General features: G+C 73.0%; 15 protein-coding genes. 11 read left to right on the top strand and 4 right to left on the bottom strand.

Annotated features, from left to right (window positions below; all coding sequences use genetic code 11):
- Positions 1-1797, bottom strand: a complete 1797-nt coding sequence (locus OG295_RS24905) for a long-chain fatty acid--CoA ligase (RefSeq protein ID WP_371678887.1) — start codon at positions 1795-1797, stop codon at positions 1-3.
- 264 nt (positions 1798-2061) lie between these two features.
- On the opposite strand from OG295_RS24905, the gene OG295_RS24910 reads away from it, so the two are divergent.
- From OG295_RS24910 to OG295_RS24935, 6 genes are all read left to right on the top strand, one after another.
- The gene (locus OG295_RS24910) at positions 2062-2844 is read left to right on the top strand and encodes a metallophosphoesterase (RefSeq protein ID WP_371678888.1); all 783 of its coding nucleotides are present in this window, start codon (positions 2062-2064) and stop codon (positions 2842-2844) included.
- A gap of 100 nt (positions 2845-2944) precedes the next feature.
- Positions 2945-3388: an SRPBCC family protein gene (locus OG295_RS24915; protein ID WP_371678889.1), complete on the top strand. Its 444-nt coding sequence runs from the start codon at positions 2945-2947 to the stop codon at positions 3386-3388.
- Between the two features lie 77 nt (positions 3389-3465).
- Positions 3466-4614, top strand: a complete 1149-nt coding sequence (locus tag OG295_RS24920) for an ArsA family ATPase (RefSeq protein WP_371678890.1) — start codon at positions 3466-3468, stop codon at positions 4612-4614.
- A gap of 73 nt (positions 4615-4687) precedes the next feature.
- Complete coding sequence (locus OG295_RS24925) at positions 4688-5176, top strand: DUF5304 domain-containing protein (protein ID WP_371678891.1); 489 nt, start codon at positions 4688-4690, stop codon at positions 5174-5176.
- 61 nt (positions 5177-5237) lie between these two features.
- The gene (locus OG295_RS24930; protein ID WP_371678892.1) at positions 5238-6179 is read left to right on the top strand and encodes an ROK family glucokinase; all 942 of its coding nucleotides are present in this window, start codon (positions 5238-5240) and stop codon (positions 6177-6179) included.
- 65 nt (positions 6180-6244) lie between these two features.
- Positions 6245-6988: an endonuclease/exonuclease/phosphatase family protein gene (locus OG295_RS24935; RefSeq protein WP_371678893.1), complete on the top strand. Its 744-nt coding sequence runs from the start codon at positions 6245-6247 to the stop codon at positions 6986-6988.
- Positions 6989-7073: 85 nt separating this feature from the next.
- Here OG295_RS24935 and OG295_RS24940 read toward each other — a convergent pair whose 3' ends face one another.
- Together OG295_RS24940 and OG295_RS24945 are read right to left on the bottom strand one after the other, a co-directional pair.
- On the bottom strand, positions 7074-7706 hold the full coding sequence (locus OG295_RS24940; protein WP_371678894.1) for a hypothetical protein: 633 nt from the start codon (positions 7704-7706) through the stop codon (positions 7074-7076).
- Positions 7699-8478, bottom strand: coding sequence for an alpha/beta hydrolase (locus tag OG295_RS24945; RefSeq protein WP_371678895.1), 780 nt, complete (start codon positions 8476-8478; stop codon positions 7699-7701). The genes OG295_RS24940 and OG295_RS24945 overlap by 8 nt, the downstream gene beginning before the upstream one ends.
- Positions 8479-8645: 167 nt before the next feature.
- On the opposite strand from OG295_RS24945, the gene OG295_RS24950 reads away from it, so the two are divergent.
- The 5 genes from OG295_RS24950 to OG295_RS24970 all read left to right on the top strand — a co-directional run bounded on the left by OG295_RS24950 (position 8646) and on the right by OG295_RS24970 (position 13564).
- Positions 8646-9368 carry a lysophospholipid acyltransferase family protein gene (locus OG295_RS24950; RefSeq protein WP_371681297.1) on the top strand — a complete coding sequence of 241 codons (723 nt, stop codon included), beginning with the start codon at positions 8646-8648 and terminating at the stop codon, positions 9366-9368.
- Positions 9369-9409: 41 nt separating this feature from the next.
- Positions 9410-10621, top strand: coding sequence for a MacS family sensor histidine kinase (gene macS / locus OG295_RS24955; protein WP_371678896.1), 1212 nt, complete (start codon positions 9410-9412; stop codon positions 10619-10621).
- Positions 10622-10653: 32 nt separating this feature from the next.
- Entirely contained in the window at positions 10654-11304 is a 651-nt protein-coding gene (locus OG295_RS24960; RefSeq protein WP_371681298.1) for a response regulator, read from the top strand.
- A gap of 145 nt (positions 11305-11449) precedes the next feature.
- On the top strand, positions 11450-12478 hold the full coding sequence (locus OG295_RS24965; RefSeq protein ID WP_371681299.1) for a 6-phosphofructokinase: 1029 nt from the start codon (positions 11450-11452) through the stop codon (positions 12476-12478).
- 90 nt (positions 12479-12568) lie between these two features.
- Positions 12569-13564 carry a 2-hydroxyacid dehydrogenase gene (locus OG295_RS24970; RefSeq protein WP_371678897.1) on the top strand — a complete coding sequence of 332 codons (996 nt, stop codon included), beginning with the start codon at positions 12569-12571 and terminating at the stop codon, positions 13562-13564.
- A 9-nt stretch (positions 13565-13573) separates the two neighbouring features.
- Here OG295_RS24970 and OG295_RS24975 read toward each other — a convergent pair whose 3' ends face one another.
- Entirely contained in the window at positions 13574-15502 is a 1929-nt protein-coding gene (locus OG295_RS24975) for an anthranilate synthase family protein (protein WP_371678898.1), read from the bottom strand.
- Between the last annotated feature and the right edge of the window lie 194 nt (positions 15503-15696).

Consider the following 15696-nt stretch of genomic DNA (forward strand, 5'->3'; position numbering starts at 1 on the left):
CTAACCCCGGTACAGGGCCTCGATCTCGTCCGCGAAGTCCTTCGCCACCACGTTCCGCTTGAGCTTGAGCGAGGGCGTGATGTGACCCGACTCCTCCGTGAACTGGGCGGGCAGAATGCGGAATTTCCGCACCGATTCCGCCTTGGAAACCGCCGCGTTGCCGTCGTCGACGGCCTTCTGGACGGCGGCGATCAGCTCCGCGTCCTCGCGGAGCTCCGCCGCCGTCACCCCGGCCGGCTTGCCGTTCTCCGCGGCCCAGCGGCCCAGGAACTCCTCGTCGATGGTGACCAGCGCGGCCACGAACGGCCGCCCGTCGCCGACCACCATGCACTCCGCGACCAGCGCGTGCGCGCGGATCCGGTCCTCGATCACCGCGGGGGCGACGTTCTTGCCGCCCGCCGTGACGATGAGCTCCTTCTTGCGGCCGGTGATCGCGAGGTAGCCGTCCTCGTCGAGGGTGCCGACGTCGCCGGTGTGGAACCAGCCGTCGGTCAGCGCCTCGGCGGTGGCCGTCTCGTTCTTCCAGTACTCCTTGAAGACGTGCTCGCCGTGCAGCAGCACCTCGCCGTCGTCCGCGATGCGCACCACGGAGCCGGGCAGCGGCTGGCCGACCGTACCGATCTTCGTCTTGTCCCACGGGTTGAAGGCCGTGGCCGCGCAGGACTCGGTCAGGCCGTAGCCCTCCAGCACCGTGAAGCCGATGCCGCGGAAGAAGTGGCCGAGGCGCTCGCCCAGCGGGGCCCCGCCGGAGATCGCGTACTCGCCGCGCCCGCCGAGGACCGTGTGCAGCTTGCCGTAGACCAGCTTCGAGAAGATCTTGTGCTTGAGCCTGAGCCCGAAGGACGGGCCGCCGGGCGCGTCCAGCGCGCGGCTGTACGCGATCGCCGTCTCGGCGGCCGCGTCGAAGATCTTGCCCTTGCCGTCGGCCTGGGCCTTGGCGCGCGCCGAGTTGTAGACCTTCTCGAAGACGCGCGGCACACCGAGGATCAGGGTGGGCCGGAAGGACTGGAGCTCGTCGGTGAGGTTCTTGATGTCCGGTACGCAGCCCAGCCGGATCGGCGCCAGCACGGCCGCCACCTCCACCAGGCGCCCGAAGACGTGCGCGGCCGGCAGGAAGAGCAGCACGGAGCACTCGCCGGTGCGGAAGAGCGGGCTCAGGCGCTCCACCACGTTGCCGCACTCGGCGAAGAAGTTGCGGTGGGTCAGCACGCAGCCCTTGGGGCGGCCGGTGGTGCCCGAGGTGTAGACGATCGTGGCCGGGTCGTCGGCGTTCGCGAGGGCGCTGCGCGCGTCCACCTCGGCGTCGGTGATCCCGGCGCCGGTGGTCTTCAGCGCGGCCAGGGCGTCCTGGTCGATCTCCCAGACCTCGCGCAGCTCCGGCAGCCGGTCGCGCAGGGCGGCCACGTTCGTGCTGTGCGCCGGGCTCTCCGTGATGACGGCGACGGCGCCGGAGTCGCCGAGGATCCACTGGATCTGCTCGGCGGAGCTGGTCTCGTACACCGGGACGGTGACGGCGCCCGCGCTCCAGATCGCGAAGTCGAACAGCACCCACTCGTAACGGGTGCGGGAGATGAGGGCGACCCGGTCACCGGGCGCGATGCCCGCGGCGATCAGGCCCTTGGCGGTGGCCCGCACCTCGGCGAGGAACTCCGTCGCGGTGACGTCCTGCCACCGGCCGTCGGCCTTGCGGCTCATGACGGCGGTGTCGGGATGCTGGGCGGCGTTGCGGCGGATGAGATCCGTCAGGTTCCCGTCCGAAGGGACCTCGTACAGGGCCGGAAGGCTGAACTCGCGCAAGACTGCTGCTCCTCTGGGCGCCATCGCCACCGTGTGGACCGACCGGACGTTACCCACCGGTAGTGGGTTCCGGATAGAGGGAACCGGCCAGATGTTCCGTGCGTCACATTCTGTACATCGCCCTACATTGCCCAGACACCGCCAGGCCCGGAACCGCCGTGACGACAGTAGTCGACGCGGTTCGAGACTCGGAAGTAACCGCAGGTCCGGCCGCCTGCGGGGCACCCTCTACCGGGCCGGGCCCGCCGCCCCTAGGGTGGCGGCATGGGTGGCACGAAGAGTCGTACGCGGGTCCACGTCGTCAGCGACGTCCACGGCAACACCGAGGCCCTGGCCCGGGCCGGCGAGGGCGCCGACGCGCTCATCTGCCTCGGTGACCTGGTGCTGTTCCTCGACTACGCCGACCACTCGCGCGGCATTTTCCCCGACCTCTTCGGCGTCGAGAACGCCCACCGGATCGTCGCCCTGCGCACCGCGAAGCGGTTCGCGGAGGCGAGGGAATTCGGCCGAAGCCTGTGGGACGGGCTGGACAGGGAGCGGCTGATCGAGGAAGCGGTACGCCGCCAGTACGCGCGGATGTTCGCCGCCTTCCCCAGTCCCACGTACGCCACCTACGGCAATGTCGACATGCCGGGTCTGTGGCCCGAGTACGCCGGACCCGGTACCACCGTGCTCGACGGGCAGCGCGTGGAGATCGGCGGCCGCGTCTTCGGCTTCGTCGGCGGGGGCCTGCCCACGCCGATGCGCACGCCCTACGAGATCGACGAGGACGAGTACGCCGCCAAGGTGGAGGCTCTCGGCGAGGTGGACGTGCTGTGCTCGCACATCCCGCCGGAGGTTCCCGAGCTCTGTTACGACACCGTCGCGCGCCGCTTCGAGCGGGGCAGCGAGGCCCTGCTGGCGGCCATCAGGCGGACCCGGCCGCGCTACGCGCTGTTCGGGCACGTCCACCAGCCGCTGGCGCGACGGGCCCGGATCGGCGGCACCGAGTGCGTCAACGTCGGCCACTTCGCGGCCACCGGGCGGCCGTGGGCCCTGGAGTGGTGAGAGGTGCTGGAGTGGCGGGACCCGCACGCGCGGTAGCCTTCACGCGGCGGCCGGGGGCCGCCCGCACACTTGTCGAACACTCCCCGGAGGAGCGACCGCGATGGCGGAACACACCAGCTCTAGCATCACGATCGAGGCCGCACCGGCCGACGTCATGGCCGTGATCGCCGACTTCGCCCGCTACCCCGAGTGGACCGGCGAGGTGAAGGAGGCCGAGGTACTGGCCACCGACGCCGAGGGCCGCGCCGCGAAGGTCCGGCTGCTGCTGGACGCGGGCGCGATCAAGGACGACCACACCCTCGCCTACAGCTGGAAGGGCGCGGACGAGGTCAGCTGGACCCTGGACAAGTCCCAGATGCTGCGGCAGCTGGACGGCTCCTACCGGCTGGCGGCCCTGGAGGGCGGACGCACGGAGGTCACGTACCAGCTGACCGTGGACGTCAAGATCCCGATGCTGGGCATGATCAAGCGCAAGGCCGAGAAGGTCATCATCGACCGGGCGCTGGCCGGCCTGAAGAAGCGGGTCGAGGCCACCTCCTCCTGACGGACCCCGCCCCGGACGCGTCGCGCACGGCGCGTCCGGACCCGGACGCGTCCAGAACGAGGAAGGCCCCGCACCACATGCCGCAGACCCTGCTGATCACCGGGCCCGGTGGGGCCGGGCGGACCACCGTCGCCGCCGCCACCGCGCTCGCCGCGGTACGCGGCGGACGGCGGGTGTCGCTGCTGTCCGCCGAGGACCCCCTCCGCGGGGCCCCCGCCCCCGAGGGGCTCCGCCTCGCCCGGATCGACTCCGGCGCGGAGTTCCGGACCGAGCTGGCCGCCCTCCAGGACCGCGGCGCCGCCTTCATCGGCATGCTCGGCGGCCGCCCGCTCGGCACCGAGGAGATCACCGAACTGCCCGGCGCCGAGCAGTTCTCCCTGCTCCGCGCCCTGCGCCGGGCGGCCTGCGCCCCCGACACCGATCTCGTCGTCGTGGACATGCCCCCGCTGCACCAGGCGCTGACCACCCTCGCCCTCCCCGCCCAGCTGCGCCGCTACCTCGCCCGGCTGCTCCCCGCCGAACGGCAGGCGGCCCGCGCGCTGCGCCCCGTACTGGCCCAGCTCGCCGGGGTGCCGCAGCCCGCGCAGTGGCTCTACGAGGCCGCCGCCCGCTGGGACGAGGAGCTGGCCGCCGTCCAGGCCGTCGTGGAGGCCCGCACCACCGCCGTCCGGCTGGTCGCCGAACCCGGACCCGCCGCCGGCGCCGCACTGCGCACCGGGGTGCTCGGCCTCGCCCTGCACGAGCTGCGCGTCCACGACCTCGTCGCCAACCGGCTCGTGCCCCGGGACTCCGCCGATCCCTGGGTGGCCGGGATCGCGGCGGCGCAGCGGTCCTTCCTGGACGACTGGGAGCGGGTGGTGCCCGTCGTCGGGGCGGCGCACCTGGGCCGTGACCCGTGGGGCCCCGACGGCCTGGCCCCCCTCGCCTCCGCCGACGGCATGGCCCCGGCCCCCGGGACCGGTGACGGGGCGGGCTGGAGCGTCGAGGACCGGCTCGCCGAGGACGGGATCCTCGTATGGGCGGTCCCGCTGCCCCGGGCCCGCAAGGACGAGCTGGACCTCGTCCGGCGCGGGGACGAGCTGCTGCTCGCGGTGGGCCCGTACCGCAGGATCGTTCCGCTGCCCTCGGCCCTGCGCCGCTGCACCGTCTCCGGCGCCGCCCTCGACGACGGCGTCCTGCGCGTCCGCTTCACCCCCGACCCGCAGCTGTGGCCCCGCGCGCGCTGAGACCCGTACCACCGTTCGGGTACCGTCGGAAGTAGCCAGTACCGCACGTTCCGCCGCCGCAGGAGAGTCCGCCATGAGCGAGGCCACCGACCGCCCCACCGACGACGCCTGGGCGCAGGCCTGTGCCGAGGACCTCGCCGCCGAGCAGGAGCGCCGTCGCGCGGAGCGGGAGGGCGCGGGGGCCGGGCGGGGCAGTGGCACCGGGACGGCCGCCGAGGAGCTGTTCAAGCTGTTCGAGGCCGTCGCCGACAAGGTCTCCTCCCTGGACAACCCGCTCCTCGGCGCCGCCGCCCAGGGTGCCGTGCGCCAGTTCGTCAACCAGGCGAAGACCGCCGCCAAGCCCGTCGTCGAGCGCAACCCCGAGGTCTTCGGCCACCTAGCGGCGGCCGGATCCGAGCTGCTCGCCGCCTACCGCTCGGCGGTCGAGGGCCACGAGCGCCGCTGGACCCACGACCGGCCGCCCGCCCCGCGGGGGCCCGCCGCAGGGGACGGCGGGGGCGACGGCCGGGGCGACGACGAGGGCCCCGATCCCGGCCCGGCCGAGCGGATCGATCTCGACTGATCCTCCGCCGGCCCCGTGTACGGTTGGCCGTGGCGGGGTTTGACCGGAAACCGAGGGACTAATGGGACTCACCATCGGCGTCGACATCGGCGGCACGAAGATCGCGGCCGGCGTGGTCGACGAAGAGGGCACCATCCTTGAGACGTACAAGGTGCCCACCCCGCCGACGGCGGACGGAGTGACGGAGGCCATCTGCGCCGCCGTGTCCGAGGTCAGCAGCAACCACACCATCGACGCCGTCGGCATCGGCGCCGCCGGATACGTGGACGACAAGCGCGCCACCGTGCTCTTCGCGCCGAACATCAACTGGCGCCACGAGCCGCTGAAGGACAAGGTCGAGCAGCGCATCGGCCTGCCGGTCGTCGTCGAGAACGACGCGAACTGCGCGGCCTGGGGCGAGTACCGCTTCGGCGCCGGCCAGGGCCACGAGGACGTCATCTGCATCACGCTCGGCACCGGTCTGGGCGGCGGCATCATCATCGGCAACAAGCTGCGCCGCGGACGCTTCGGCGTCGCCGCCGAGTTCGGGCACATCCGGGTCGTCCCCGACGGCCTGCTGTGCGGCTGCGGCAGCCAGGGCTGCTGGGAGCAGTACGCCTCCGGGCGCGCCCTCGTCCGCTACGCCAAGCAGCGCGCCAACGCCACCCCCGAGAACGCGGCCATCCTGCTCGCCCTCGGCGACGGCACCGCCGAGGGCATCGAGGGCAAGCACATCAGCCAGGCGGCCCGGCAGGGCGACCTGGTGGCCGTCGACGCCTTCCGCGAGCTGGCCCGCTGGGCCGGCGCCGGCCTCGCCGACCTGGCCTCCCTCTTCGACCCGTCGGCGTTCATCGTCGGCGGCGGGGTCTCCGACGAGGGCGACCTCGTCCTCGACCCGATCCGCAAGTCCTTCAAGCGCTGGCTGGTCGGCGGCGCCTGGCGCCCGCACGCGCAGGTGCTGGCCGCGCAGCTCGGCGGCGAGGCCGGGCTCGTCGGCGCCGCGGACCTGGCCCGCCAGGGCTGATCCTTTCGCATGACCGCCCGTCGCGCCCTTGGGGGAGCGGCGGGCAACTGCGTAAGTTGCCGGGCATGTTGCCGAAGTCTGTTACGGAGCCCGACGGTTCTGCCGTGATCCGGGCACTCAGCTACAACATCCGCTCCCTGCGCGACGACGAGGAGGCGCTGGCCCGGGTCATCCGGGCCTGCGCACCCGACCTGGTCTTCGTCCAGGAAGCCCCGCGGTTCTTCCGGTGGCGCAAGCACGCCGCCCGGCTGGCCGCCAAGACCGACCTCGTGGTGCTGGGCGGCGGAGCGACGGCCGCCGGTCCGCTGCTGATGTGCTCGCTACGGGCCTTCGTGGAGCGGACCGAGGACGTCCTGCTGCCCCTGACTCCCGGACTGCACCGGCGGGGCTTCGCGACCGCCGTGGTCCGCTTCGGGGCGGCGAGGGTCGGGGTCGTCAGCGCGCACCTGTCCCTGGACCGTGCGGAACGGTCCGCGCAGGCGGGGATGCTGGCCGAACGGGCCGCCGCGCTGGGGGCACCGCACGCGATCGTGGCCGCCGACGTGAACGAGGCCCCCGGGGGGCCGGCCTTCGGGCGGCTGACCGAGAGCCTGCGGGACTGCTGGACGGTGGCCCCGTGGGGCGGCGGCGACACCTTCCCGGCGGCGGCGCCGGACCGCCGCATCGACGCCGTCTTCGCCTCGGCGGGGGTGGAGGTGCTGGCGTGCGGCGTCCCCGCGGGGCTGGCCGGGGTGACACCCCTCGACCTCCACACGGCCACGGACCACCTCCCGGTCCTGGCCGCCCTGCGCCTCCCGGCCACCCCGTAGGCCCGGGGCCCGGCGGGGCCGTCGCCGACGGGCGGCCCCGCGGAGCCCCGTCGGGGCCGAGCCCTGCGAGCGGCGCGTCGGAGGATCAGACCACCGCGCCGCGGCCCGGGTCGTCGTCCTCGTCGTCGTCCTGCGACATCCGGGCCACCAGGGTGGCGAAGCCGCCCAGGAAGCCGCCGATGCCCAGGGTGGTCAGCCACCAGGTCATGTCCCACTGCAGCAGCACCGCGAGGAGCAGCAGCACCGGGCCGCCCACCACCGCGAGCCACGCGAACTTGGCCGTCGTGTCCGCGGGCGGCAGCTCCGGCTCCGGGGGGACGAAGTGGCCCTCGTCGTCCTTCGGCTCCGCCGGCGCGTGGTCCCGCGGCCCCGGCGCGGCGGCGGGGGAGCCCGTCCCCACGCCCGGAGCGAAGGTGACCGAGCTGCCGAGCGCCGGAGGCTGCGATCCCGATCCCGATCCCGATCCCGATCCCGATCCCGGCTCCGGCTCCTGCTCCGACTCCGGTTCCGGCTTCGGCGGCGCCTTCGGATCCCGCTCCGCCACCGGAGGCACCGCCTTGACGTCCTCCTCCGGCAGCATCAGGTTCTCGATCGGCCGGAACGGCCTCGCCCCCGGCGGGTCCGGAGGCTCCTGCCCGTACCCGGCGACGATCGCGGCCCACGCCGCTTCCTCGTCCAGCGGGGGGACACCCCCCGAGGACTCCTCGTGCTCAGCCACCGCTGGCCGCCCCCTCCTTGCCGACGCTCTCCGCGAGCCGCCCGACGAACGCATAGCTGTCCGCGAAGATCCGCTCCGCGTCGAAGTCCAACGTCGCGACGTGGTAGCTCTGTTCCAGCAGGGTCTCGGTGACGTCCGTCGAGGAGATGCGCGACAGGATCCGCGCCGAGTCCACCGGCGGCACGACGTGGTCCTGCGGGCTGTGCAGCAGCAGCACCGGCTGCGTCACCTGCGGCAGCTCGGCGTCCACCAGCCGGAAGAGCTTGCGCAGCGAGTCGGCGGCCCGGGTCGGGACCCGGTCGTAGCCGACCTCCTCCGAGCCCGGCTTCGCGATGTCGCTGGCGATGCCCGGCGTCGACCGGATGACGTGCTTGACCACCGGAAGGGCGACGGCGAGCGGGTCGTGGACCTTGTTCGCCGGGTTGACGAGGACGATCCCGCTGATCGAGTCCCCGTGCTTGGCGGCCAGCCGCAGGGTCAGCGCGCCGCCCATGGACAGCCCGAAGACGAAGACCTGCTCGCACCGGTCCAGCAGCTCCCGCAGCGCGCGGTCGACCTCGGCGTACCAGTCCTGCCAGCCGGTGAGCTGCATGTCCTGCCAGCACGTACCGTGTCCCGGCAGCAGCGGCAGGGATACCGTCAGCCCGCGCGCGGCCAGGTGGTCGGCCCAGGGGCGCAGGGACTGCGGGGAGCCGGTGAAACCGTGGCAGAGGAGGACGCCGACCTTTCCGCCCTCGTGGCGGAACGGCTCGGCTCCAGGGAGGACGGGCACCAGGGTCTCCTAGGTCATGAGGGGTTGGCGGGTGCGTTGCTCTGTGTGACTTCACCGTACGCGACCGGGGTGGTACCGACCAGGGTCGTCGGGCCGCTCCGGGCGGAGCCAGGGGTTAAGGTCTGTTCGACAGACACAGGAAGGCTTTCGAGTTGATCTACGGCGCAATGAAGTTCTCCATCGGCGGGTCCCTGAAGCTCGCGTTCAGGCCGTGGGTGGAGGGCCTCGAGAACATTCCCGCGGAGGGGCCGGCGATCCTCGCGAGCAACCACCTGTCCTTCTCCGACTCCTTCTTCCTGCCCGCCGTGCTGGACCGGAAGGTGACCTTCATCGCGAAGGCGGAGTACTTCACCTCCCCGGGGGTCAAGGGCAAGCTGACGGCGGCCTTCTTCAAGGGCGTCGGCCAGCTCCCGGTGGACCGCTCCGGCGCGCGCGGTGCGGGCGAGGCCGCCATCAAGAGCGGCATCGACGTCATCGAACGCGGGGAGCTGTTCGGTATCTACCCCGAGGGGACCCGTTCACCCGACGGTCGCCTCTACCGGGGCAAGCCCGGCGGCCTGGCCCGGGTGGCGCTCGCCACCGGCGCCCCCGTGATCCCGGTCGCGATGATCGACACCGAGAAGATCCAGCCGCCCGGCAAGGTCGTCCCGAAGCTGATGCGTCCGGGCATCCGGATCGGCAAGCCGCTGGACTTCAGCCGCTACCAGGGGATGGACGGGGACCGCTTCATCCTCCGTTCCGTGACCGACGAGGTCATGTACGAGATCATGAAGCTCTCCGGCCAGGAGTACGTGGACATCTACGCCACCGCCGCGAAGCGCCAGATCGCCGACGCGGAGAAGGCCGCCAAGGCCGAGAAGGCGGACAAGGGCGACAAGGCCGGGCAGTAGGACGGGCGGGCGGCGGTGCCGCCCGCACGGGGGTGGGGGAGATGGCGAAGCGCGAGCGCGTCGTGCGCATGTCGGTCGAGCAGCCGCTGTGGCAGGCCCTGACGGCCTACCGGCTGCTCACCATGGTCTACGCGGTGCTGCTGTTCGCCTCCGCGTACAGGAAGTTCGACCAGCCCTGGACGGCGGCCGGCTACCTCGCCGTCCTCGCCGTCTGGACCGTGGCCACCCGGAGCAAGGTGGCCGGCGCCGTGTCCTGCACCCGCCGGTTCCTCTTCGCCGACCTCACCGTCGCCCTGGTGGGCGTCCTGCTCACCCCGCTCGCCGACACCCACGCCCGGATCGCCGCGGGCGGCCCGACCCTCCCCAGCATCTGGACGGCCGGTTCGGTCCTCGCCTTCGCCCTCAAGGGCGGCTGGCGCTGGGCCGGAGTCGCCTCGACCTTCGTGGCCGTCGCCAACATCGTCATCCACGGCGGCGACCCCACCCGGGACACCCTGCACAACGTCCTGCTGGTCTGGGTGGCCTCCATAGCCCTCGGCTACGTGATCGAGGTCGCCCGTGCCAGCGAGGCGACCCTCGCCCGGGCCCTGGAGATCGAGGCCGCCACCCGCGAGCGCGAACGCCTGGCCCGCGACATCCACGACGGGGTCCTCCAGGTCCTCGCCATGGTCCAGCGGCGCGGCACCGAGCTGGGCGGCGAGGCGGCCGAGCTCGGCCGGATGGCGGGCGAGCAGGAGGTGGCGCTGCGCACCCTGGTCTCCAGCGGGCTGGTGCACCCCTCGCGGGTCTCGCGCGACGGGTCGCTGGGCGCGCTGGTGGACACGTACGAGGTGGAGGAGCCCGGCTCCGACGAGGGCGAGCTGGACCTGCGCTCCCTGCTCGCCCCGCACGCCGGCTCCCGGGTCAGCTTCGCCGAGCCGGGCGCCCCGGTGCCGCTGCCGGTGCCCGCGGCGCGGGAGCTGGCCGCGGCGGTCGGGGCGGCCCTGGACAACGTCCGCAAGCACGCCGGGGAGGGCGCCCGCGCCTGGATCCTGATCGAGGACTGGGGGGACGAGGTGATCGTGACCGTACGGGACGACGGTCCGGGCATCCCGGCCGGCCGGCTCGACCAGGCGGCCGGCGAGGGACGGATGGGCGTGGCCCTGTCCATCCGCGGACGGCTGCGCGACCTCGGCGGCAGCGCCGAGCTGGTGTCCGTCCCCGGACAGGGCACCGAAGTGGAACTGAAAGTACCGAGGGGGACAACCCAGTGACCGAGCCGAACGACCTCCACGAGATCAAGGTGATGGTCGTCGACGACCATCCGATGTGGCGGGACGCGGTCGCCCGCGACCTGGCCGCCGCCGGGTTCGACGTCGTGGCCACCGCCGGGGACGGACCGGAGGCCGTGCGCCGGGCCCGTGCCGCCGCCCCGGGGGTGCTGGTCCTCGACCTCAACCTGCCGGGCATGCCGGGCGTGCAGGTCTGCAAGGAGCTCGTCGGCGCCGATCCCGCGCTGCGCGTGCTCGTCCTGTCGGCCAGCGGGGAGCACGCGGACGTGCTGGAGGCGGTCAAGTCCGGGGCCACCGGCTACCTGCTGAAGTCCGCCGGGGCGCAGGAGCTGATCGACGCGGTGCGCCGCACCGCGGCCGGCGACCCGGTGTTCACCCCCGGCCTGGCCGGCCTGGTCCTCGGCGAGTACCGGCGCCTGGCCACCGTCCCGGCGCCCGCCGCCGCCGACGAGCCCAAGGCCCCGCAGCTGACCGACCGGGAGACCGAGGTGCTGCGGCTGGTGGCCAAGGGGCTCTCGTACAAGCAGATCGCGGAGCGGCTGGTGATCTCCCACCGCACGGTGCAGAACCACGTGCAGAACACCCTGGGCAAGCTCCAGCTGCACAACCGGGTGGAGCTCGTCCGGTACGCGATCGAGCGCGGGCTCGACGACGCCGACGCATAACGGGTGACACCGGTCGTACGTACTTCCCCGTACGAGTGAACATGCGTACGCAACGCCCCGTACTTTCACCGGAATTGACCCCTCCAAGGCCCTTGCTGTGACCTGTGTCACCACTAGCGTGACCGTCATGGCGAAGGGAGATTCCATGAAGGTCGGAGTGCTCACGGGCGGCGGCGACTGCCCCGGGCTCAACGCGGTGATCAGGGCGGTCGTCCGCAAGGGCACGCAGGAGTACGGATACGGGTTCGTCGGCTTCAAGGACGGCTGGCGGGGACCGGTCGAGGGGGACACCGTCCCGCTCGGCATCCCCGCCGTCCGCGGGATCCTGCCCCGCGGCGGCACCATCCTCGGCTCCTCGCGCACCAACCCGTTCAAGACGGAGAACGGCGTACGGGCCATCAGGGAGAACCTCGCCAAGTTCGAGGTCGACGCGCTCGTCGCGATCGGCGGCGAGGACACCCTGGGCGTGGCCGCCCGGCTGCACGCGGAGCACGGCATCCCCTGCGTGGGCGTGCCCAAGACCATCGACAACGACCTCTCGGCCACCGACTACACCTTCGGCTTCGACACGGCCGTCGGCATCGCGACCGAGGCCATCGACCGGCTGCACACCACCGCCGAGTCCCACATGCGGGTCCTCGTCGTCGAGGTGATGGGCCGGCACGCCGGCTGGATCGCCCTGCACTCGGGCCTGGCGGGCGGTGCCAACGTCATCCTCATCCCCGAGCAGCGCTTCGACGTGGACCAGGTCTGCGCCTGGGTGACCTCCCGCTTCAAGGCGAGCTACGCCCCGATCGTGGTGGTCGCGGAGGGCGCGATGCCCACCGACGGGGAGATGGTCCTCAAGGACGCCACCACGGACTCCTTCGGGCACGTCCGGCTCTCGGGCGTCGGCGAATGGCTGGCCAAGGAGATCGAGGCGCGCACCGGCAAGGAGGCCCGCACGACGGTCCTCGGGCACATCCAGCGCGGTGGTACCCCGAGCGCCTTCGACCGCTGGCTGGCCACCCGCTTCGGGCTGCACGCGATCGACGCGGTGCGCGACGGCGACTTCGGCAAGATGGTCGCGCTGAAGGGGACGGACATCGTCCGCGTGCCGATCGCGGAGGCCACCGCGAAGCTCAAGACGGTCGACCCCGCGCTGTACGAGGAGGTCGGGGTCTTCTTCGGCTGAGGGCTGCCGAGCCTTCCGGCGCCGCCGGACCACGGGTCGTATCGTGACGAACGGCCCATGGTCCGACTGGTTCGACGTACGGGAGCACGCGTGGAGATCCTGGCCTTCGGAGTGACCGCCGACGAGAAGCCCCTCCTGGAGCGGGCCTTCGCCGGACAGCACGAGGTCCGCTGTCTCGACGTCTTCCTGAGCGAGGACACCGCGCCCATCGCCGCCGGCTACGAGATCGTCTCCTCCAGTGTGAACGCGGACCTCGGCGCCAGGGTCCTGAACACGCTGTCCGCCGGCGGGACGAGGATGATCGCCCAGCGGTCGACCGGCTTCAACAACATCGACCTGGACGTGGCCCGCCGGCTGGGCATGACCGTCGGCCGCGTCTCGTACTACTCCCCGTACTCCGTGGCCGAGTTCGCCTGGACCCTGGCGATGGCCGTCAACCGCAAGGTCGTCCGGGCCGCCATCCGCACCCGCGACTTCGACTTCCGGCTGAACGGGCTGATGGGCCGCGACTTCCACGGCCGCACGGCGGGGATCCTCGGCACCGGCAAGATCGGCGAGGCCTTCGCCCGGATCGCCCACGGCTTCGGCATGAGCCTCCTCGGCTGGGACGCCGCCCGGAACCCGGCCTGCCTGGAGCTGGGCATGACCTACGTGGACAAGGAGGAGCTCCTCGCCCGGTCCGACCTGATCAGCCTGCACGTGCCCCTGCTGGAGTCCACGCACCACCTCATCGATGCGGACGCCCTGAAGGCCATGCGCGACGACGCGATCCTCGTGAACTCCAGCCGGGGAGGCCTGATCGACACCGCCGCCCTGGTCGACGAGCTGAGGGCGGGCCGCTTCACCGGGATCGGCCTCGACGTGTACGAGGCGGAGGCCGGGGTGTTCTTCCTCGACAAGTCCCTCGAAGCCGTCGAGGACGACACCCTGGCCCGGCTGGTCACCTTCCCGCACGTCGTGGTGACCAGCCACCAGGCCTACTACACGGCCGACGCCGTCGGCCAGATCATCGAGACCACCGTCCGCAACGTCGCCGACTACCTGGCCGGCCGCCGCTCCGAGAACACGCTGGTGCCGTCGCCCTGACCGGCCCGGCTAGACCGGGGCCATGACCCCCGCCAGCAGTTCCCGGACCAGGTCCGCGCCCCGCAGGGTGAGCACCGACTCCGGGTGGAACTGCACGCCCGCGACCCCGCTCGCGGCCGACCGCAGGGCGTGCACCTCGCCGGTCGCCGGATCCCGGGCGACCTCGACCCCCTCGCCGGCCAGGCGCACGGCCAGCTCGTCGGAGCAGTGCGCGGTGTAGGTGTTGTAGAAGCCCACCACCTCCTCGGCCCCGAAGAGGCCGATCCGCGTCTGCGCCCCCTGCGCGGGCTCCGCCTTGCGGACCAGCGGCAGCCCGAGTTCGGCGGCCAGCAGCTCGTGGCCCAGGCAGACGCCCAGGATCCCGCCCCGGTGCGAGGCCAGCAGCTCCCCGGCCAGGGCGCGCAGCATCCGCATCTTCGGGTCGCCGGACTCCGCCGGGTTGCCCGGACCCGGGCCGAGGACGACCGGGCCCTCCCAGGCCAGGGCCGCGGCCCGCAGGCCGGGGTCGTCGTAGCGGCGTACGGTCACCTCCAGCCCGGTGACCCGCAGCACGTGGGCCAGCATCGCGGTGAAGGTGTCCTCCCCGTCGACCACCAGCGCGTGGCCGGTCAGCGTCGCGGGCTGCTCCTGCATCCGGAGCCAGAACGGCGCGAGATCGGCCCGCCGGGCCGCCAGCGCGGCCTGCACCCGGGGGTCGTCGGCCAGCCGGGTCCCCTCGGAGGCCGGGCGGGGCGCCGGCTCCCGCACACCGAGGGCGGCCAGTACCCCGGCGGCCTTGGCGTGGGTCTCCGCCACCTCGCCGTGCGGGTCGGAGTGGCGCACCAGGGTCGCGCCGACCGGCACCCGCAGGGTCCCGTCGGGGGCGATGTCGGCGGTGCGGATCAGGATGGGGGAGTCCAGGGTCTGGCCGCCGGAGGGGTCCAGGCCGAGGAGGGCCAGCGCGCCCGCGTAGTAGCCGCGGCCGCCGCTCTCGTAGCGCTCGATCACGCGGCAGGCGTTCTGCACGGGCGAGCCCGTCACGGTCGCCGCGAACATGGTCTCCCGCAGCACCTCCCGGACGTCCAGCGAGGAGCGTCCGCGCAGCTCGTACTCGGTGTGCGCGAGGTGGGACATCTCCTTCAGCCGCGGTCCGACGACGGCCCCGCCCATGTCGCCGACCGTGCACATCATCTTGAGCTCCTCGTCGACCACCATCGACAGCTCCTCGGTCTCCTTGCGGTCCCCGAGGAAGGACAGGAGCGACTCGACGGTCGGTCCCCCGGCGGGATGGCGGTAGGTGCCGCTGATCGGGTTCATCACGACCGTCCGTCCGGACATCCGCACGTGGACCTCCGGGCTCGCCCCGACCAGGGTCCGCTCCCCGGTGTGCACGACGTACGTCCAGTACGCGCCCCGCTCGCCCTCCAGCAGCCGCCGGAACAGGGCGAGCGCGTCGGCCCGGCCGAAACCGTCGATCCGGCCCCCGTAGGTCCGCCGGATCACGAAGTTCGCGCCCTCGCCGCGCCCGATCTCGTCGCGGATCACGCGCTCGACGGTGGCCGCGTAGTCCTCGTCGGTGACGTCGAAGCCGCCGTCCTCGACCCGCACGTCGTGGCCGGGCAGGGCCGCCAGCGCCGCCGCGAGGGGGATCTCGTAGGCCTCCTCGGCGGTCAGCACGCTCAGCGGGGTGCCGTCGTCGCGCACGTCGAAGCCGCGCTCGCGGATCTGCCGGAAGGGCACGAGGGCGAGGGTGGGCAGGTCCCGGACCGGCAGGTCGGCCAGCCGCTCGGCCTCGTGCACCGGCCCGATCAGCACCTCGACGGTGTCGTGGTCACGGCCCGGGGTGCGCCGGCGGAGCAGCGCGAACGGCGGGCAGGACTCGTCGAGGAGCCGGCTCGGGTCGAAGGGGCCGTCCTGGGAGCGGGGGACCCGGAGCGGTGAATCCTGGGGCTGGGGCATGGTGTGGGCGTCCTTCCGGCAGGTCCGCGGAGCTGCGGATCCGGTGGCTTGTCGGCGGGAGGGACGGCCCGGTCGGTCGCGCGAACGCGGAAGGCCGCCCCTCGGGGCGGCCTTCGCGTCGCTCGTGTCAGTGGGTACGCACGAGGGGTGGGCCGCCGGGAGCGGGCCACCACCAGTTCTGGTCGGAGTGTGCG

Origin of the sequence: Streptomyces sp. NBC_01276, from assembly GCF_041435355.1 — a bacterium.
Lineage (GTDB): Bacteria > Actinomycetota > Actinomycetes > Streptomycetales > Streptomycetaceae > Streptomyces.